Here is an 18,172-nt window from a genome sequence, read left to right as displayed (position 1 = left end):
GTCGCTCCGGCGATGGATGTAAGGGGGCTGGGATGGTCCTCTACTCTAGCATGCAGCCGCATGAGTTTTGACCTTCAACGCGGCGCGCACGTCGGGTTGTGCGAGAACGTCGTCCAGGGTCTTTGCGAGCCGTTCGAACAGCAGATCGAACTCGGCCTCGGTGTACGAGAGCGCCGGTGCGAAGCCGAGAATGTTGTCGCCGAAGGCGCGGAAAATCAGGCGGTTTTCATACGCAGCGGCGGCGATCCGTTCGGACAGTTTCAACGCCGGATCGAAGCGCGCCTTGCTGTCCTTGTCGGCGACGAGTTCGAGCGCGCCGAGCAGGCCGCGGTGGCGCGAGTCGCCCACCAGCGGATGCGCGAGCAGCGCGTCGAGCCCGCGCGCGAAACGCGGCGCGCGCGCCACGCCGTTCGCGAGTAGCCCGCCTTCGTGATACAGGCGCAGCACCTCGAGGCCGATGGCCGCGCTCACCGGATGCGCCGAATAGGTATGGCCGTGGCCGACGACCGCCTCGGCGTCGCCGTCCGCAATGCCCTGGTAAATTTCGTCCGACATCAGCACGGCGCCCATCGGCGCATAGCCCGCGGTCAGGCCTTTGGCCACCGTCATCAGATCGGGCTCGACGTTTTCGCCCTGGCAGGCGAACAGCGGACCCGTGCGGCCGAATCCGGTGATCACCTCATCAGCGACGAACAGAACGCCCAGCTTACGGCAGCTTTCACGCATCGCCTTGAGCCAGCCGACCGGCGGCACGATCACGCCGCCCGAGCCCTGAATCGGTTCGCAGAAGAACGCGGCGACGTTGTCGGCGCCGAGCTCGGCCACCTTTGCTTCGAGCGCGGCCACCGAGGCGGCGATCAATGCGGCGTCACTGGCGAAGTCATTGCGGTACGCGTACGGCGACGGCAGATGATGCTGGTTGGGCAACGGCAGATCGAAGTTGCGGTGAAACGCGGGCAGGGCGGTGAGCCCGGCGCCCATGGTCGACGAGCCGTGATAGCCGCGTTGCAGCGCGATGATGTGCTTCCTGGACGGGCGGCCCGTCGCGTTGAAGTAATGCGTGATGAAACGCAGCGCCGAGTCCACCGCATCTGAACCGCCGAGCGTGAAGTACACGTGTTGCAGCGAAGCGGGCGACACCTCGACCAGCTTTTGCGCGAGTTCGATGGCCGGCTCCGAGCCGAAATGGAAATAGCCGGTCGCATAGGGCAGCTTCTGCATCTGCGCGGTGGCCGCGTCGACGATGCTCTGCTGGCCGTAGCCGACATTCACGCACCAGAGTCCGGAGAACGCGTCGAGCAGTTCGTTGCCGGCCGCGTCGCGCAGAAACGCGCCGCTGGCGGATTCGAGGATGGTGACGCCGCGTGCTTCGTGCGCGCGGTAGTTGATGACGGGGTGAATCAGATGCTTGCGGTCGGCTTCGATAAGCGATTGAATCGGCATGATGGTTTCTCGTCGCGGGAAGGGGCTGTTGACCGTTCCATACTACTGATCAGCGGCGATCGCCTGCTCACCTAAACAATTGCCTGAAAAGCGCGCACGACGCGTTTTGATGCGCGGCCTCAGCATTTTCTGCTGCGGACGCTGAAAAGCGGCGTCGTGCGGGCGTTTCGCGCGGTGCCGCCCTCAATAGCCTTGCGCGCGGTCGATCTGGCCAAGCATCGGCAAGCCGTCGCGATGGCGGCGCAGGTTCTCCAGCACCACTTCAACGGCGGTTTCGGGCCGCGTCGCGCTGGCGATATGCGGCGTGATGCGCACGCGCGGATGCGTCCACAGCGCATGCCCAGCGGGCAGCGGCTCGGGATCGGTCACGTCGAGAATGGCGTAGTGCAACTGACCGCTTGCGAGGGCCGCCAGCAGATCCTGCTGGTTCAGATGCGGGCCACGACCCGTTTGAATCAGCGACGCGCCGCGCGGCAGCTTCGCGAATAACTCCGCGTCGAGCAGCCCGCGGGTGGCGGGTGTGAGCGGCAGCAGGCAGATCAGAATATCGGTGCGCGCGAGAAACGCATCCAATGCGCCTTCGCCCGCATAACAGTCCACGCCCTCGATCTCGCGAGCCGAACGGCTCCATCCCGCGCAGGCGAAGGCGAACAGGCGCAGCCTTTCCAGCACGGCAGTGCCCAGCACGCCGAGCCCGAGCACGCCGATGCGGCGGCCACTGGCCGGCTTGAGCGGCAGTTCGCGCCAGACCTGCTGCTGTTGCTGAAGCCGGTAGTCGAACAGATCGCGATGAATCGTCAGCACGGCCTGCGTGACATATTCGACCATCCCTTCGACGATCCCCGGCTCGATCATGCGTACGACGGGCACATGCACCGGCACGCCCGACAGATCGAACTGATCGATGCCGGCGCCGACCGAGAACACGACTTCCAGATTGGGGAAAGTGCGGGTGGGATCTTCAGGCGGCTGCCAGGCGGCGAGATAGCGGATCGCGGCCGGATCGCCGAGATCGGGCCAGATATGAAACGGCAGATCCGGCGCCTTCTGCGCGAAGAATTTCGCCCACTCGGCGCCGCGCGCCGGGTCGGCTTTATAGAGGAAGGCCATGGCGGTTAGAAGATTGCCTGGTTGATGATGCCGTATTGCAGGTAATGCGCATCCTGTCCGCCGCTCGCGGGTTCGCCCGGCGTGACGGGGCGGACCATTTTGAGGACCGTGTCCACGCGCGGCAAGCCCAGCTGTTCCAGCCACTCGGTCAGACCGCTTTCGCCCGGTGTATCGATACGCACGAACACGCCTTCATTCAGCGCCAGCCAGTGGCTGATCAGCGCCTTGGCGCGGCTCGAATCTTCCGAAGCGGGCGCGACCACCGGACCGATCGCAAAGCCGCGTCCGAAGCGGCGAAACAGCGCGAAGCCGATCAGTTCGCCGTCGCGGTCGAGCGCGATGCCGTCGGCGGCGCCTAGCAGCGCGGGCAGGACTTCGCCGCGGTCCAGACCGCTCGCCCGCGAGGCCAGTTCAATGAGGCGCGCGGTATCGCTCGAACCGAGCGGGCGCAAACGCTCGCCCGGCGGCAGCGACACGAGCGGCGGCTGAAATGCCGCGCCCTGATGCTGGTCGAGCGTGCCGGCCGCGCGAAAGCCGAGCTTTTCATACAGCGGCTGGCCGGCGGTGGTGGCGTGCAGGAAGGTGATGCGGCCGCCGAGTTCTTCCAGCACCAGGTCCATCAACTTTCTGCCGATGCCGCGCCCTTGGTGCGCCGGCGACACGATCACCATGCCGAGCGAGGCGCGCTCGGTGCCGTATTTCCAGCACAGGGCGGTGCCGATCACGCCGCTCGCGTCTTGCGCGACAAAACCGACGCCCAGAAGCGCGACGAATCTCCAGTCGTCCGCGCGATGCGGCCATTTAAGTTCGACCGTCAACGCGTGCGCGGCGGCAATGTCGTCGAGGGTGAAGCGTCTGTAGGTAATCGAATCGGACACGCCGTGCTCCCTGGTTGACTGAAGGCTTACGCCGTCACTTTGTCACCCGGTGCGCGGTGTGACTAGGACGATCTTTTTATTGCGTGCCCCGGAATGGGCCGCATCGAAATTCGATGCAAAACGCCAGGTCTGGGCACGCATTACAGGTGAGTTCTGCTGCGTGGCGATTTTTGTCGGCGACATATGCCAGGCCCGCGGCTCTACGATTTTGTCATGGCGGCGTCTTCGAAACGCGCCGCACGGACCACCAGCCAGTCACACAGGAACCCATTCTCATGGACAGCTTCAATCCGGACGACGTCGCGATTCGCAGCGGCCATTACATCGGCGGTGAATATGTGGAAGCGGGCGAGCGTCGCATCGAGGTGGCGCGGCCGTCGGACGGTGTGGTGTATGCGTGCGTGCCGCTCGCCGATGCCGCCATGGTGGACCGCGCGGTCGAGAACGCCTGGCAGGCTTTCAAACACAGTGGCTGGGCGCGCATGGCGCCGCGTGAGCGCGCGAAGATCCTACGCCGTTTCGCCGAGCTGGTCGAAGACGATGCGCCCATGCTCGGCCGCCTGGAAGCGCTCGGCTCGACGCGTCCGATTGCACAGGCGATCGGCTGGGACGTGCCGTTCACCGCCGAGGGCATTCGCTTCTACGCTGAGTTCGCCGACAAGCTCGGCGGCGACGTGGCGGCTACCGACCACGATCATCTCGGCATGACGATCGCCGAGCCGTATGGGGTGATCGGCGCGATCGCGCCGTGGAATTTCCCGCTGGTCATGGCCTCGTGGAAGATCGCCCCGGCGCTGGCGGCGGGCAATGCCGTGGTGCTCAAACCTTCGGAGATGACGCCGTTCTCGGTCTTGCGGCTCGCCGAGCTGGCCGTGCGGGCAGGCGTGCCCGCGGGCATCTTCAACGTGGTCCAGGGCGATGGCAGAGTGACCGGCGACGAGCTGGTGCGTCATCCGAAGATCAGCAAGGTCACGTTCACGGGCTCCACGAGGACCGGCGCGTCGATCATGGCCGCGTGCGCGAACAGCGGCACCAAGCCGGTCACGCTCGAACTGGGCGGCAAGAGCCCGCAAATCGTATTCGCCGACGCGCCGCGTCTGGACGACGTGGCGCGCCGCATCGCCGGTGCGATCACGGGCAACGCGGGACAAGTGTGCGTGGCGGGCTCGCGTCTGCTGGTCGAGCGAAGCCTCGCCGAACCGATTGCCGAGCGCATCGGCAAGGTCTTCGCCGAGTTGAAGCCCGGTGCGACGTGGGCCGCCGGGACCACGCTTTCGCCGATCATCTCGGCACCGCAGGCAGCGCGCATCGAAGGCATTGTGGGACGCACGCTGGACGCCGGCGCGACGCTGCGCTACGGCGGCGTCCGGGCTGATGGCGGCGCTGACGGCGCGTTCTACACCCCGACCTTGCTCACGGACGTCACGGCCCACTCCGAAGCCGTGCGTGAAGAAGTCTTCGGTCCGGTGCTGACGCTGCAGACCTTCGATACCGAAGAAGAAGCGCTCGCGCTCGCGCTGCATCCCGAGTACGGCCTCGCAGCCGGTGTGCATACCGCCGACCTGGGGCGGGCGCTGCGTTTTGTGCGCGGGCTCGAAGCGGGCACGGTGTGGGTCAACCGCTATGGCCGCACTTCGGACTTCATGATTCCCACGGGCGGCTACAAGCGCTCGGGCATCGGCAAGGACCTGGGCCGCCAGGCCTACGAGGCGAACCTGCGTTTCAAAAGCGTGTTGATCGATCTGCGCGCCTGACTGCATGCCGGCTGCAAACCCAGCACGGACAAGGCTTTCAGCCCGATCGCCGCATTCTGTGCTGTCAGCAGCCTCAAAACGCATGGTTTGTGTCACCAGCAACGCCCTAATCAGGAACATCTATGTTTTTGCGCTGATTAAATCTTTTACAGGAATGAGCTTTTGTCGACCGGAGTTGGCGCTTTAGCAGTTACTCCGGTCCCACGCAAAGCGGTTTTCGCCAATGAACTCCGACCGCGAGTTCACCATCACGATAGGACTGCACCATGATCGAATTCGAACCGAAATACATCACCTTCGATTGCTACGGCACGCTGACCAAATTCCGCATGGCCGACATGACCCGCGAGATGTTCGGGCATCTGCTGAATACCGAAGACCTGGAAAAGCTCGTCGCGTTCTATGCGGGCTATCGCCGCGACGAAGTGCTCGGCGCATGGAAGCCGTATCGCGATGTCGTGGTCAATGCGCTGCGCCGCGCCTGCAAGCGCATGAATGTCGAATTCAATGAAGTGGAAGCCGAGAAGATCTACAAGGCGGTGCCGACCTGGGGTCCGCATCCGGACGTGCCGGAAGGCCTCTCGCGTCTGGCGAAGAAGTACAAGCTGGTGATTCTCTCGAACGCTTCGAACGACCAGATCCAGAGCAACGTCGACAAGCTCGGCGCGCCGTTCCACGCGGTCTTCACGGCGGAGCAGGCGCAGTCGTACAAGCCGCGCATGCAAGGCTTCGAATACATGTTCGACCAGTTGAACTGCAATCCGGAAGACGTGCTGCACGTGTCGTCGAGCCTGCGCTACGACCTGATGACCGTGCACGACATGGGAGTCAAACACAAGGCCTTCGTCAAGCGCGGCCACGAGCCGTCGACGCCGTACTACCAGTACTACGAGGTCAATGACATTCCACATCTGGCCGCGGAACTCGGCCTGTAAGAGCCGGTTGTTTCTCGTAGTGAAGACTGCTCGTCGCCTCGCTCATTGCTTATCTCAAGGACTGACCGGATGAAGCTCGATTCCTATTGGCTCGACACTGCGCCGCCCCTGCTTTCGGCGTGCGAGGGTCCGGTCGACGGCCAGACCGATGTGGTGGTGATCGGCGGCGGCTTCACCGGACTGTCGGCCGCGCAGGCGCTGGGCAAGCGCGGCGCGACGGTGACCGTGCTCGACGCGGGCCGCATCGGCGGTGGCGCGTCCGGACGCAACGGCGGGCAGGTCAATACCGGGGTCGCGCAGGACTTCGTCGCGCTGGTCGCGCAACTCGGCGTCGAGCGCGCGAGCGCCTGCTACCGCGCGTTTTCGGATGCCGTCGATACGGTCGAGCGGCTGATTCGCGAGGAAAGCATCGATTGCAATTACATCGCGACCGGCAAGCTGAAGCTGGCGTCCAAGCCGCATCATTTCGCGCATCTGGAGAAGACGGCCGAGGCGATTCGCCGTGAAGTGGATACGGATATTGAACTGATCGACCGCAGCCGTATCCGCGGCGAAATCCAGTCCGACAGTTTTTACGGTGGACTGCTGCAACGGCACGGCGGCCAGATGCATATGGGCAAGTTCGCGGTCGGTCTCGCCGAGGCCGCCGTGCGGCGTGGCGCGAAGCTGTACGAGAACGCGGCGGTGACCGCGATCGTGAAAGACGGCGGCGGCTTCCGGATCACCACGGCGCGCGGCGAAGTGCGCGCGAAGCAGGTGCTGATCGCGACCGGCCCGTCGCGGCATGGTCCGTTCGGCTGGTATCGGCGGCGCCTCGCACCGGTCGGTTCGTTCATCGTCGTGACGGAACCCGTGTCGCCGGATTTGCTGGCGCAAGTGTTCCCGAACCGGCGCGCATACACCACCACGCGTTTGATGCACAACTACTTCCGCGTGACGCCCGATTCGCGTTTGCTGTTCGGCGGACGCGCGCGCTTCACGGCGTCCGAACGGCCGTCCGATGAGAAGAGCGGACGCATCCTGCAGGCAGGCCTCGCCACGATGTTTCCGATGCTCGCGAGCGCACGCATCGACTATTGCTGGGGCGGTCTGGTGGACATGAGCGCCGACCGTCTGCCGCACGCCGGCCAACACGACGGCATCTATTTTTCGATGGGCTACAGCGGCCACGGCACGCAGATGTCCACACACATGGGCCAGGTGATGGCCGACGTGATGGAAGGCCACGAAGACCGGAATCCGTGGCGCGAGTCCGAGTGGCCAGCGATTCCCGGCCATACCGGCAAACCCTGGTTCCTGCCGCTCGTGGGGACGTACTACCGCATCAAAGACATTTTTTATTGATCGTTCGTTGTTCGATTGGCAGTCAAACCCACGCAGCCACGCCTGCTCAACCTCGTTGCTCACCCTCGCGGAGAAGTTCGATGAAGAAGGAAAACTCGCAACATGGCGCTCTTGAACTCGGCACCGGGTTGGAGCGATTGACGGCCAGGGGCGCCTCGCGGCGCGACGTGCTGCGCGCGATGGCCGCGGCCGGCATGATGTCGGTCACGGGCGCTGGTTTGCTGAGCGCGAGCGGTGCGGCCTTGGCGCAGGCACAGCCGAAGCAGGGCGGCAAGATCCGCGTGGCGACGCAGTCCGCCTCCGCGGCCGATACGCTCGATCCCGCGAAGGGCGCGCTCAGCACCGATTACGTTCGTGGTTTCATGTTCTACAACTGCCTGACCGAGCTCGACTCGCACCTCGGCGCGAAGATGTCGCTGGCGACATCGCTCGAGACGAAGGACGCCACCGTGTGGGTCGTCAAGCTGCGCAGCGGCGTGCAGTTCCACGACGGCAAGGTGCTCGCGCCGGCCGACGTGGTGTACTCGATCATGCGCCACAAGGATCCGGCAACCGCGTCGAAAGCAAAGACGCTGGCCGACCAGATCAAGGAAGTGAAGGCCACCGGTCCGAATGAAGTGACCATCACGCTGGAAGGTCCGAACGCCGATCTGCCGGTGATTCTTGCCACCTCGCATTTCCAGATCATCAAGGACGGCACCAAGGACTTCAAAACCGCGGTGGGCACCGGCCCGTTCAAGGTCAAGGAATTCTCGCCGGGCGTGCGCACCGTCGGCGTGAGAAACGAGAAGTACTGGAAGCCGGGCATGCCGCACCTCGACGAAGTCGAACTGATTGGCATTGGCGACGAATCGGCGCGCGTGAACGCGCTGCTTTCGGGCGACGTGCAGCTGATCAACGCGCTGACCCCGCGTTCGACCACGCAGATCAAAGGTGCGGGTGGTTTCTCCGTGCTGGAGACGAAGACCGGCTTGTACACTGACCTGATCGTGCGCGACGAAGGCGGCATTACCGGCAACGACGATTTTCGTCGAGGCATGATGTACCTGCAGGACCGCGAGCAGATGCGCCGGGCGATCTTCCAGGGCTACGGCACGATCGGCAACGACCAGCCGATCGATCCGACCAACAAGTACTACCTGGCCGGCTTGCCGCAGCGTGCGTTCGATCCGGACAAGGCGAAGTTTCATTTCCAGAAGGCCAAGATCGGCAGCGCGCCGATCCAGATTTTCGCGTCGCCGGCCGCGGATGGGTCGGTTGAAATGGCGATGTTCCTTCAGCAGGTCGCGCCGCAAGCCGGTCTGAATCTGCAGGTGTCGCGCGTGCCGGCCGACGGTTACTGGTCGAACCACTGGATGAAGCATCCGCTGGGCTTTGGCAACGTCAACGCGCGTCCGAGCGCCGACGTGATTTTCACGCAGTTCTTCAAGTCGGACGCACCGTGGAACGAAGCGAACTGGAAAAGCCCGAAGTTCGACCAGATGCTGGTGGCTGCGCGGGGCGAACCGGACGACGCCAAGCGCAAGAAGATCTACGGCGATATGCAGGTGCTGGTGCATGAAAACGGCGGCATCGGTATTCCGCTGTTTCAGAGTTCGCTCGATGCGTATACGAACAAGCTCAAGGGCCTGGGTTCGATTCCGCTCGCCGGGCTGATGGGCTTCATGTTTGCGGAAAACGTCTGGCTCGAAACCTGAGCCGGGTCGGTTGGGCAGTCCTGGAGGGTGTCCGGTCTGACGCAGTGGAGAGTCACATCGGCAACACGCGCCGCTGATTGAGCGGCGGGGGGCTTCAGCCGCAATTATGTTGCAGGGGACCAGAGTAGGTGCTGAAGCCAACTCTGGTCGACAGCTCTGCATGGGACCTGAGTAGGTGCTAAAGCGCCAACTCAGGTCGACACATGAGGTGACTCGATGAAAGCACATGCGCAACGTCTCATCGCCGCGCGACTCGGCCTCGCGCTGCTCACGCTGCTGCTGGTGTCGGCGGTCGTGTTCGCCATCACCGGGCTGCTCCCCGGCGACGCGGCCCAGCAGGCGCTCGGCCAGGCGGCGACCCCCGAAGCCGTGGCCGCCTTGCGCCATCAGTTCGGCCTCGACCAGCCCGCGCTGCAACGCTACTTCGTGTGGCTCCTTCATGTGGTCAGCGGCAACTTCGGCACGTCGCTGTCGAACAATCTGCCCGTCAGCCAACTGATCGCGACGCGCCTGCCGAACTCGCTGGTGCTGGCCGGTCTCACGGCGCTGGTCTCGGTGCCGGTGGCGCTGTTGATCGGCATCTCGTCGGCGATGTTTCGCGGCTCGCTGCTCGACCGCACGCTCAATGTGCTGACGCTCTCCACAGTGGCCGTGCCGGAATTCCTGATCGCGACGATCGCGGTGCTGATCTTCGCCGTCAAGCTGCGCTGGCTGCCGGCGCTGTCGTATCTGTCGGAAGTGCATTCGTTCGGCGCGCTGCTGCGTATCTACGCGATGCCGGTGATGACGCTGTGCTGCGTGCTCGTCGCGCAGATGGCGCGCATGACGCGCGCCGCGGTGCTCGACCAGCTCAACGCGTCGTATGTGGAAATGGCCTTGCTCAAGGGCGCCTCACCGGTGCGCGTGGTGTGGCGGCATGTGTTGCCGAACACCATCGGCCCGATTGCCAACGCCGTGGCGCTAAGCCTGTCGTATCTGTTCGGCGGCGTGGTGATCGTCGAGTCGATCTTCAACTATCCCGGTCTCGCGAGCCTGATGGTGGACGCGGTGACCAACCGCGACATGCCGCTCGTGCAGGGCTGCGTGATGGTGTTCTGCGCGGCGTATCTCGCGCTCGTGCTGATCGCCGACCTGTGTCAAATCGTATCCAACCCGAGGCTGCGTCGATGATGAGCCAATCTACCAATCCGCATCACCTACCGCATCACGTTCCTCACGCCACCACGGAGCTGTACGACGTGCGCCGTGACGAAGTGATCGTCGAGCCGGCGCCCGTGGAAGCGGCGGCGCTGAAACACAGCATGCTCAAACGCCTCGTGCACCGCTTCTCCGTGCTCGGTTTGATCGGTCTGCTGATGGTGGCGTTCTGGCTGCTGGTCGCGTTCATCGGACCATTGGTCGCGCCGTACAAAGGCGGCACGCTGACCTCGACGGAAATTTTCGGCCGCTACAGCGCGGCCTATCCGCTCGGCACCGACTATCTCGGCCGCGACATGCTCAGCAGAATTCTCTACGGCGCGCGCTACACGGTCGGCCTCGCGCTCGCCGCGGCGGTGCTTGCCAGCGTGATCGGCACGTTCTTCGGCCTCCTCGCGGCGGTGTCGGGCCGTTGGGTCGATGAAATCCTGAGCCGTCTGTTCGACGCGCTCATTTCGATCCCGAGCAAGGTGCTCGCGCTCGTCGTGATCGCCGCGTTCGGTTCGTCGATTCCGATGCTGACCACGGTCGCCGCATTGGCCTACATTCCCGGCGCGTTCCGCATTTCGCGCTCGCTCGCGGTGAACGTGATGGGCCTCGAATACGTGCAGGTGGCGAGGGCGCGCGGCGAAGGCATCTTCTATATCGCGCGGGTCGAAGTGCTGCCCAACATGATTCATCCGATGCTCGCCGATTTCGGCCTGCGCTTCGTGTTCATCGTACTGCTGCTGAGCGGGCTGAGCTTCCTCGGTCTCGGCGTGCAGCCGCCGAACGCCGACTGGGGTTCGCTCGTGCGCGAGAACATCGGCGGCCTGTCGGAAGGCGCGCCTGCCGTGCTGATGCCGGCTGTTGCGATCGCGACGCTGACCATCGGCATGAACCTGCTGATCGACAACCTGCGGCGTCGCAGCCGTAGCCACGGAGGTGCGTGATGGCTGATCGGGACATGATCGAAGTAAAGGGCCTGAGAGTTGTCGCGGGGGCGGCGCCGGGGCCGGTGACGGAGATCGTCAAGGGGGTCGATTTTTCGGTGAAGAAGGGCGAAGTGCTCGCGCTGATCGGCGAGTCCGGTTCGGGCAAGACCACCATCGCGCTGTCGCTGCTCGGCTATGCGCGCTCGGGCTGCACGATCAGCGGGGGCTCGGTGCGCATCGGCGAGCTCGACGTGTTGTCGCTCGACGCGAAGGGGCGCCGCGCGTTGCGGGCGCGCACCGTCGCGTATGTCGCACAGAGCGCGGCGGCCGGTTTCAATCCCGCGCGCACGATCATGGATCAGGTCACTGAACCGGCGCTACTGCATCACGTCATGACGAAAGAGGCCGCGCGCGCCAAAGCGATCGGACTGTTCCGCTCGCTTGCGCTGCCCGCGCCTGAAACGATCGGCGAGCGTTATCCGCACCAGGTGTCGGGCGGCCAGTTGCAGCGTTTGATGGCGGCGATGGCGTTGATCACCGACCCGGCCGTCGTGGTGTTCGACGAGCCGACCACCGCGCTCGACGTCACCACACAGATCGAAGTGCTCGCGGCCTTCAAGAAGGTGGTGCGCGAACTCGGCACCACGGCCGTGTACGTGTCGCACGATCTGGCGGTGGTCGCGCAGATGGCGGACCGCATCGTCGTGTTGAACGGCGGCGCGGTGAAGGAGAACGGCGCGGTCGCGCAAGTGCTCGACGCGCCCGTGGATGGGTACACGCGCCAGTTGCTGGCCGCTACTCGCCGCCCCGAAGCCGCGCTGGAGTTGCCGCAGAACCTCGGCAAAAACGTGCTGCCGCTGCTGGAGATTCGCGGACTGTCCGCGGGTTATGGCCGCATCGACCGCCAGGGTGCGCCCGCCGTGCGCGTGCTGGACGACGTCAGTCTGTCCATCCCGCGCGGCAGCACGCTCGGCGTGATCGGCGAGTCCGGCTCCGGCAAGACCACGCTCGCGCGCGTGGTGGCGGGTCTGGTCGACCGGACGCGCGGCGAGGTGCTGTTCAACGGCGAGCCGCTGCCGGCGCAAATCTCGCGCCGCACGCCGGAGCAGTATCGGCAGATCCAGATCGTGTTCCAGAACGCCGACACGGCGCTCAATCCGAGTCATTCGATCGCCGATATCCTCGGACGGCCGCTCGCGTTCTATCACCATCTGCGTGGCCCGGCAGCGAAGAAACGCATGCTGGAACTGCTCGATCTGGTGAAGCTGCCGGCGTCCATCGCCACGCGCATGCCGGCCGGACTGTCGGGCGGGCAGAAGCAGCGCGTGAATCTGGCGCGTGCGCTGGCCGCCGATCCCGCCTTGATTCTGTGCGACGAAGTGACCTCCGCGCTCGACACGGTGGTGGGCGCCGCGATCCTCGATCTGCTCGCCGAGTTGCGGCGCGAACTGGGCGTGTCGTACATGTTCATCAGCCACGATATTTCCACCGTGCGCGCGATCTGCGACGAAGTGATCGTGCTGTACGCGGGACATCGGGTCGAAGCGGGCCAGCGCGACGTGCTCGCAGCGCCGCCGTATCACCCGTACACCGGCTTGCTGGTCGATTCGGTGCCCGCGCTGAAACCCGGCTGGCTCGACGCGCGTCGCGACATCGTCGCCACTGCGTTGCCGGCGATGGGCGAGAGCGCCGACGTTGCCGAGTTGTGCTCGTTCCGCGCGCGCTGTCCGGTGCGTATCGACGGCAAGTGCAACATGACGCCGCCTTCGTTGAAGAAGCTGCCCTCGGGCGCGGAGATTCTGTGCCACCATCCGGCCGCCGAACTGAGCCGTTTGCAGACCGTGGAGGCGACCCCGGCATGAGCGGACGATTTGTGCGCCTCGCGGAAAGGGGTCGCAAGACCTTTCCGATTACCGTGGACGGCGTGGTGCGCGAGGCCGCCGAAGGCGACACGCTGATGGTCGCGTTGCTCACCGGCACGGGCACGCTGCGCGATTCCGAATTCGGCGACGGCCGGCGCGCAGGATTCTGTCTGATGGGCGCCTGCCAGGACTGCTGGGTGTGGACCGCGCAAGGCGAGCGTGTGCGTGCGTGCACTACGCCGGCGATGCCCGGCATGTCGATCGTTACCAGGCTGGCGCAAGCCCCGGAGGGTATATGGCCCCGCGCGTAGTCATCATCGGGGCCGGGCCCGCGGGCGTGCGCGCCGCGCAGGCGCTCGTCGAAGCCGGGCTGCGGCCTGCCGTGATCGACGAAGGGCGGCGCGACGGCGGGCAGATCTATCGACGTCAGCCGGATGGTTTTTCGCGCAGCTACGAGACGCTCTATGGCACCGAGGCGGAGCGCGCGGCGTCGTTGCATCAGAGCTTCGACGCGCTGAAGAGCCGGATCGACTATCTGCCGGAAACGCTGGTCTGGAACATCTCGCCGAACACTGTGCATCTGGTGAGCGGCACGCGATACCACACCCTTGCGTTCGATGCACTGATCGTCTGCAGCGGCGCGACGGACCGGCTGATGCCCGTCAAGGGCTGGCAACATGCCGGTACCTATAGCCTCGGCGGCGCGCAGGTCGCGTTGAAATCGCAAGGCTGCGCGATCGGCTCGCGCATCGTCATGATGGGCAGCGGCCCGCTCCTGTACCTCGTGGCCGCGCAGTACGTGAAGGCGGGCGCGCAGGTTGCCGCGGTGCTCGACACTTCGACGTTCATGCAACGCGTGGCCGCGTTGCCGCGCCTGCTGGCGATTCCCGTCGCGCTCAGAAAAGGCATCGTGTTGATGCGCATACTGGCTGACGCACGCGTGCCGGTTCATCGCGGCGTGCAACCGCTCGAAATCAAAGGCTCGCCGCAAGACGGCGTAAGTGCGGTCGAGGTCGCGTTAACGGGCGGCAAGCGCCTCGAATTGACGTGCGATGCGGTCGCGCTCGGCTATCACCTGCGACCCGAGACGCAACTCGCGGACCTCGCGGGTTGCCGCTTCCTGTTCGACGAGAACACGCAACAGTGGCTTCCCCAAATCGACGCCGACGGCCGCAGCAGTCTCAAGGGCGTCTATCTGGCGGGCGACGGCGCGCGCGTGCGCGGCGCCGACGCGGCGGAACGCTCCGGCCGTCTTGCGGCGCTCGCCGCCTTGCAGGATCAAGGCATACCGGTCAAGGGCGTGGAGGGCCTGCGCGCTGAACTCGCGCGCTTCACGCGTTTTGCTGCGGGCTTGCGCAAAGCCTTTCCGTGGCCGGCGAAATTTGCCGCGTCGCTGCCGGACGAAACGATTGTCTGCCGTTGCGAATCGATCACGGCCGGCGAACTGCGCGGCGTGGTGCATGCGAGCGGCGCCAAGGAAGCCAATCGCGCGAAGGCGTTTTCGCGCGTCGGCATGGGCCGCTGCCAGGGACGCTATTGCGGCCACGCCGGCGCAGAGATCATCGCGGCGGCCGCGTGCGTGCCGCTATCATCGGTGGGGCGGCTGCGCGGCCAGGCGCCGGTCAAACCGCTGCCCGTGGCGCTGACCGAAGAGGTGAGCGAATGAGCGCGACGGCCCGCAACGAAGCCGATGTGATCGTGATCGGCGGCGGCATCATGGGAACGACGACGGCGTTCTTCCTGCGCCAGCGCAACCGCTCGGTGATTCTGCTCGAACGCGGACTCACCGGACAGCAGGCGAGCGGCGTGAACTTCGGCGGCATTCGCCGGCAAGGCCGCGCGCTGCCGCAACTGGCGATGGCGAACCGCGCACTGTGCACGTGGCAACGCTCGGCGGAACTGCTCGGCGAGGACATCGAGTTCCTGCCGTCGGGCCACACGCGCGTGTGCTACCACCAGAAAGATGCGGAGAATTTCGACCAGTACGCACTCGATGCGCGCGCCTACGGTCTCGAACTCGAAGTGCTGCACGGCGAAGCCATGTTCAGGCGTTTTCCGTTTCTCGGCCGAGAGGTGCTGGCGGCCTCGATCTCGCCGCTCGACGGCCACGCCAACCCGCGTCTCGCCGCGCCCGCATTCGGCCGCGCGGCGGCGCGGCGCGGCGCGCAGGTGATCGAGGACACGGAGATCGTGCGCGTCGAAAAAGACGCTGGGCGATTTCGCGTGGAAAGCGCGCGGGGCGATGTGTACTGGGCGGCGCAACTCGTGATCTGCGCCGGCGCATGGGCGAGCCGGCTAACCGAACAGTTCGGCGAAACGGCGCCGCTTACCGCGCGCGGCCCGCAAATGTGCGTGACCGAGCCGGTGCCTTACGTGTTCAAGTCATCGATGGGCGTGTTCACGTCGGTCAAGGAAGAGAGCATTTACTTCCGCCAGATTCCACGCGGCAACATCATCGTCGGCGGCGGTCCAGCCGGTCCCGCCGATGCTGTGACGAGCCGCGCCTCGGTATTGCCCGTCAATACCGTGCGGCAACTGGCGCAGATGCGCCGGCTCGTGCCCGCGTTGGCGCCGCTGCATGTCATTCGCGTGTGGAGTGGCGTGGAAAGCTATCTGCCTGACAACGAACCGGTAATCGGTCCAAGCAGGCAGGTCGACGGTTTGTTCTACGCGTTCGGCTTCAGCGGCTCGGGTTTTCAGATCGGCCCGGGCGTCGGCGAGACGCTGGCGGAACTCGTCGACACGGGCAGCACGGCGATTCCTCTCGACGCGTTTTCCATCCGGCGTTTCGCGAAACAGCCGGCGGCCCGCTCGACCATCGTGACGTCATGAAACAGTCCATCAGCCTGAATGCCGCCCGCGCCTTCATCGAAGCTCATTTCGACGAACCGGTGACGCTCGCCCAACTCGCCGCGCTGTCCGCGCTCAGCGTGTCGCATTTCGCCACGGTGTTCCGGCAGCAATACGGATCGTCGCCGTATCGCTATCTGTGCAGGCTGCGGATTCAGCGCGCACAGACGCTTTTGCTCGAAGGCGTGCCGGGATCGGTGGTCGCGACGGAGGTGGGCTTTTTCGACCAGAGCCATTTCGGCCGCCATTTCAAGCGATGCTGTGGAATGACCCCCAGTACGTTTATGAAACGCGCGGCGGCAAATGCTGGCCATACGGACGAGTGCGGTAGTGCTGTGCATGCTCGGCTTCGCTAACACGTGGAACAGAACACCAGCCCGCTATCACTGCCCGGCGTTCGGGCCACCTTCCAGGATCCGCACAAGCTATTCGGGGCTGGCCGGTTTTGGACTGATGGCAGCATGTTTCCAGTTGACTTTAAGTTTTAACTGGAAAGACAACGTATCACTTTCTCTTTTGTTGGAGTCCGGCGAATATCGAAGCGGCCTCAACGGTCGCAACCTGCGCAAGCGCGCGCTCATGAAGGTCGGCACGCCGCCCGAGCTCATCGACCCGGCGAGCCAGCCCGAGTTCGCCACCTCGGTCGTCACCAGCAACACGCTGATGTCCAAACGCGTCATGCAACTGCAGGACGAATTCCATCCACAGCTCGCGGCCCACATGCGTATCCTTGTCATGAATACGGCCGAGACGATGGCTGACCTGAAGCAGATCCTGCGGGATAACTTCACGAAGATCAAGGTCAGCAAGGAGGACCGGCAGGATGCAAGACGCTGGTCCAATCATCGACCTGATCGCAAGGCTGAAGTACCCGTTGTGACCGACAGGCCAGTTGGCGATAAAAATGTGGGAGAGGAGCAGAAGGAATATCTCGTTGAGCAGATCCTCGTGGAATTCCTGATGAACGTCGAGGTGTCGCTGCCGCGGCCGAACTCGTCGACGCTGGAAATCAGGTCACAGCGCTCGAGACCTACACCAAGGCGCTTGAGGCAGGGCTGGAGGCGTGGCCCTCTGAAAAGTTCTTCAACGTGGATACGGCTGGCGACGTGGCCGCGAAGATCGAAACCCTGAAGGAGGTGGCCAAGGCCTATTTCATCCGTCTGTACATGATCGAGAACGGTATGCTGCCCGAGCTCGCGCAGCTGACCACGATGGATGAGGACGGCAAGCCACTCGTCGATGTCTACAGGATGCAGACCGAGCATATCGAACAGCTGCAGAAGGCGTTCGGCGATTTCTTCAAGGACCTGTTGCCGATCACAAACCTGGCCAACGAGAAGTTCAAGGCGGTCCAGGCCAAGAGCACGACGGAAGCCACCGACAGTTACTCCTCCAGCTCTGACACATCAGGCGGCGGCGAATACGGCTTTGGGGAGGCGGCGAAGGGCACATGGGTGGCGGCGGGATGCCCGACTTTGGCGGTGCAGGCTTCGGTGGCATGGAGACGGGTGAGGGCGAGGGCGAGGGCGAGACCGCGCCAGCGCCGTCGGAATTCGGCAGCGGCGTTGAACGCAGCGAGGCCGCGCCGCATGAGCCGGAACCGCCAAGGAAGAAAGAAGAGGAGGAAAACCCGGAAGAGGGTGAAGAAGGTCCGGAATCCTGACTGGATTGACGTGCCGTGACGACGCTCCCTGTTATAGGAGCACCGCCACGCCAAAACGACAGATCAGCAGCCCGCTCGCCGCCACCAGTTTCGGATAGCCAGCCTGCCGGGAGTCGATCACGTTCACACAGTTTCCAGGTTGCAGCTCCAGGACACTGTCGACTTCGCGCATCGAACCATCCTTCAACTGCACGCTGTACCGGTAGACGCGCACCGGTTCATCGGGATGTTTCTGGAACAGACGCGTGATATCAAAACTCAGGCCTGCCCCAAGACCCACGCCGCTGCTGATCCCGCTGCCGCCAATGGCCCCGACGCCTACGGCGGCAGTCGGTGACGCTGAGGCGGGTGGTGGGAGCGTCGTGAGATCCTGCCTGGCCGCAATTTTGCCGGCATTCAACTGTATGCGATCCACGAACGACGCCCTTCAGAGTAAGGTGGCAGAGCGCTTGAGGTGTGGTAGCGATGCAGGTCAGCGGGGTTCGGAGGGCATCTTCCAGGGAAGCAGCGCGTCGTAGTCATCGA

Annotated in this window: 17 protein-coding genes; 13 read left to right on the top strand and 4 right to left on the bottom strand. The window is 64.6% G+C overall.

Features of this window, described 5'->3' with window-relative positions; translation table 11 throughout:
• Positions 1-45: 45 nt before the first annotated feature.
• The 3 genes from FVF58_RS47800 to FVF58_RS47790 all read right to left on the bottom strand — a co-directional run bounded on the left by FVF58_RS47800 (position 46) and on the right by FVF58_RS47790 (position 3,431).
• Entirely contained in the window at positions 46-1,443 is a 1,398-nt protein-coding gene (locus FVF58_RS47800; RefSeq protein ID WP_149676498.1) for an aspartate aminotransferase family protein, read from the bottom strand.
• Positions 1,444-1,626: 183 nt separating this feature from the next.
• A complete protein-coding gene (locus FVF58_RS47795; RefSeq protein ID WP_149676497.1) occupies positions 1,627-2,553 on the bottom strand; it encodes a 2-hydroxyacid dehydrogenase in 927 nt (308 codons plus the stop codon).
• Between the two features lie 5 nt (positions 2,554-2,558).
• On the bottom strand, positions 2,559-3,431 hold the full coding sequence (locus FVF58_RS47790; RefSeq protein ID WP_149676496.1) for a GNAT family N-acetyltransferase: 873 nt from the start codon (positions 3,429-3,431) through the stop codon (positions 2,559-2,561).
• A gap of 275 nt (positions 3,432-3,706) precedes the next feature.
• Here FVF58_RS47790 and FVF58_RS47785 point away from each other — a divergent pair, with 275 nt between their 5' ends.
• The 13 genes from FVF58_RS47785 to FVF58_RS47725 all read left to right on the top strand — a co-directional run bounded on the left by FVF58_RS47785 (position 3,707) and on the right by FVF58_RS47725 (position 17,666).
• On the top strand, positions 3,707-5,185 hold the full coding sequence (locus FVF58_RS47785) for an aldehyde dehydrogenase family protein (protein WP_149676495.1): 1,479 nt from the start codon (positions 3,707-3,709) through the stop codon (positions 5,183-5,185).
• A 266-nt stretch (positions 5,186-5,451) separates the two neighbouring features.
• A complete protein-coding gene (locus FVF58_RS47780) occupies positions 5,452-6,120 on the top strand; it encodes a haloacid dehalogenase type II (protein ID WP_149676494.1) in 669 nt (222 codons plus the stop codon).
• Positions 6,121-6,189: 69 nt separating this feature from the next.
• On the top strand, positions 6,190-7,464 hold the full coding sequence (locus FVF58_RS47775; RefSeq protein WP_149676493.1) for an NAD(P)/FAD-dependent oxidoreductase: 1,275 nt from the start codon (positions 6,190-6,192) through the stop codon (positions 7,462-7,464).
• 80 nt (positions 7,465-7,544) lie between these two features.
• Positions 7,545-9,161 carry an ABC transporter substrate-binding protein gene (locus FVF58_RS47770; RefSeq protein WP_149676492.1) on the top strand — a complete coding sequence of 539 codons (1,617 nt, stop codon included), beginning with the start codon at positions 7,545-7,547 and terminating at the stop codon, positions 9,159-9,161.
• A gap of 216 nt (positions 9,162-9,377) precedes the next feature.
• Positions 9,378-10,331: an ABC transporter permease gene (locus FVF58_RS47765; protein ID WP_149676491.1), complete on the top strand. Its 954-nt coding sequence runs from the start codon at positions 9,378-9,380 to the stop codon at positions 10,329-10,331.
• Positions 10,328-11,290, top strand: a complete 963-nt coding sequence (locus tag FVF58_RS47760) for an ABC transporter permease (RefSeq protein ID WP_149676490.1) — start codon at positions 10,328-10,330, stop codon at positions 11,288-11,290. Before FVF58_RS47765 ends, FVF58_RS47760 begins: the two co-directional genes overlap by 4 nt.
• Entirely contained in the window at positions 11,290-13,134 is a 1,845-nt protein-coding gene (locus FVF58_RS47755) for an ABC transporter ATP-binding protein (RefSeq protein ID WP_149676489.1), read from the top strand. Before FVF58_RS47760 ends, FVF58_RS47755 begins: the two co-directional genes overlap by 1 nt.
• Positions 13,131-13,445 (top strand): (2Fe-2S)-binding protein, encoded by a 315-nt coding sequence (locus FVF58_RS47750; RefSeq protein ID WP_149676488.1) that lies wholly within the window; start codon positions 13,131-13,133, stop codon positions 13,443-13,445. The genes FVF58_RS47755 and FVF58_RS47750 overlap by 4 nt, the downstream gene beginning before the upstream one ends.
• Positions 13,430-14,800, top strand: coding sequence for an FAD/NAD(P)-dependent oxidoreductase (locus tag FVF58_RS47745; protein WP_149676487.1), 1,371 nt, complete (start codon positions 13,430-13,432; stop codon positions 14,798-14,800). The genes FVF58_RS47750 and FVF58_RS47745 overlap by 16 nt, the downstream gene beginning before the upstream one ends.
• On the top strand, positions 14,797-15,966 hold the full coding sequence (locus tag FVF58_RS47740) for an NAD(P)/FAD-dependent oxidoreductase (protein ID WP_149676486.1): 1,170 nt from the start codon (positions 14,797-14,799) through the stop codon (positions 15,964-15,966). Before FVF58_RS47745 ends, FVF58_RS47740 begins: the two co-directional genes overlap by 4 nt.
• Positions 15,963-16,340, top strand: a complete 378-nt coding sequence (locus tag FVF58_RS47735) for a helix-turn-helix domain-containing protein (protein WP_149676485.1) — start codon at positions 15,963-15,965, stop codon at positions 16,338-16,340. The genes FVF58_RS47740 and FVF58_RS47735 overlap by 4 nt, the downstream gene beginning before the upstream one ends.
• Positions 16,315-17,115 (top strand): hypothetical protein, encoded by an 801-nt coding sequence (locus FVF58_RS47730; RefSeq protein ID WP_149676484.1) that lies wholly within the window; start codon positions 16,315-16,317, stop codon positions 17,113-17,115. Before FVF58_RS47735 ends, FVF58_RS47730 begins: the two co-directional genes overlap by 26 nt.
• Positions 17,091-17,666: a hypothetical protein gene (locus tag FVF58_RS47725; RefSeq protein WP_149676483.1), complete on the top strand. Its 576-nt coding sequence runs from the start codon at positions 17,091-17,093 to the stop codon at positions 17,664-17,666. The genes FVF58_RS47730 and FVF58_RS47725 overlap by 25 nt, the downstream gene beginning before the upstream one ends.
• A gap of 12 nt (positions 17,667-17,678) precedes the next feature.
• Here FVF58_RS47725 and FVF58_RS47720 read toward each other — a convergent pair whose 3' ends face one another.
• The gene (locus FVF58_RS47720) at positions 17,679-18,062 is read right to left on the bottom strand and encodes a hypothetical protein (RefSeq protein ID WP_149676482.1); all 384 of its coding nucleotides are present in this window, start codon (positions 18,060-18,062) and stop codon (positions 17,679-17,681) included.
• Positions 18,063-18,172: the final 110 nt, after the last annotated feature.

The organism is Paraburkholderia panacisoli (assembly GCF_008369935.1).
In the GTDB taxonomy this organism is placed as follows: Bacteria; Pseudomonadota; Gammaproteobacteria; order Burkholderiales; family Burkholderiaceae; genus Paraburkholderia; species Paraburkholderia panacisoli.
Note: the sequence above shows the minus strand (reverse complement) of the source record. Positions and strands in the feature narration are given on the sequence as shown.

Coding starts and splice junctions, on each gene's coding strand:
- FVF58_RS47735 (WP_149676485.1), top strand. CDS start 15,963: ATGAAACAGTCCATCAGCCTGAATGCCGCCCGCGCCTTCATCGAAGCT.
- FVF58_RS47800 (WP_149676498.1), bottom strand. CDS start 1,443: ATGCCGATTCAATCGCTTATCGAAGCCGACCGCAAGCATCTGATTCAC.
- FVF58_RS47755 (WP_149676489.1), top strand. CDS start 11,290: ATGGCTGATCGGGACATGATCGAAGTAAAGGGCCTGAGAGTTGTCGCG.
- FVF58_RS47765 (WP_149676491.1), top strand. CDS start 9,378: ATGAAAGCACATGCGCAACGTCTCATCGCCGCGCGACTCGGCCTCGCG.
- FVF58_RS47785 (WP_149676495.1), top strand. CDS start 3,707: ATGGACAGCTTCAATCCGGACGACGTCGCGATTCGCAGCGGCCATTAC.
- FVF58_RS47775 (WP_149676493.1), top strand. CDS start 6,190: ATGAAGCTCGATTCCTATTGGCTCGACACTGCGCCGCCCCTGCTTTCG.
- FVF58_RS47745 (WP_149676487.1), top strand. CDS start 13,430: ATGGCCCCGCGCGTAGTCATCATCGGGGCCGGGCCCGCGGGCGTGCGC.
- FVF58_RS47760 (WP_149676490.1), top strand. CDS start 10,328: ATGATGAGCCAATCTACCAATCCGCATCACCTACCGCATCACGTTCCT.
- FVF58_RS47740 (WP_149676486.1), top strand. CDS start 14,797: ATGAGCGCGACGGCCCGCAACGAAGCCGATGTGATCGTGATCGGCGGC.
- FVF58_RS47780 (WP_149676494.1), top strand. CDS start 5,452: ATGATCGAATTCGAACCGAAATACATCACCTTCGATTGCTACGGCACG.
- FVF58_RS47750 (WP_149676488.1), top strand. CDS start 13,131: ATGAGCGGACGATTTGTGCGCCTCGCGGAAAGGGGTCGCAAGACCTTT.
- FVF58_RS47795 (WP_149676497.1), bottom strand. CDS start 2,553: ATGGCCTTCCTCTATAAAGCCGACCCGGCGCGCGGCGCCGAGTGGGCG.
- FVF58_RS47770 (WP_149676492.1), top strand. CDS start 7,545: ATGAAGAAGGAAAACTCGCAACATGGCGCTCTTGAACTCGGCACCGGG.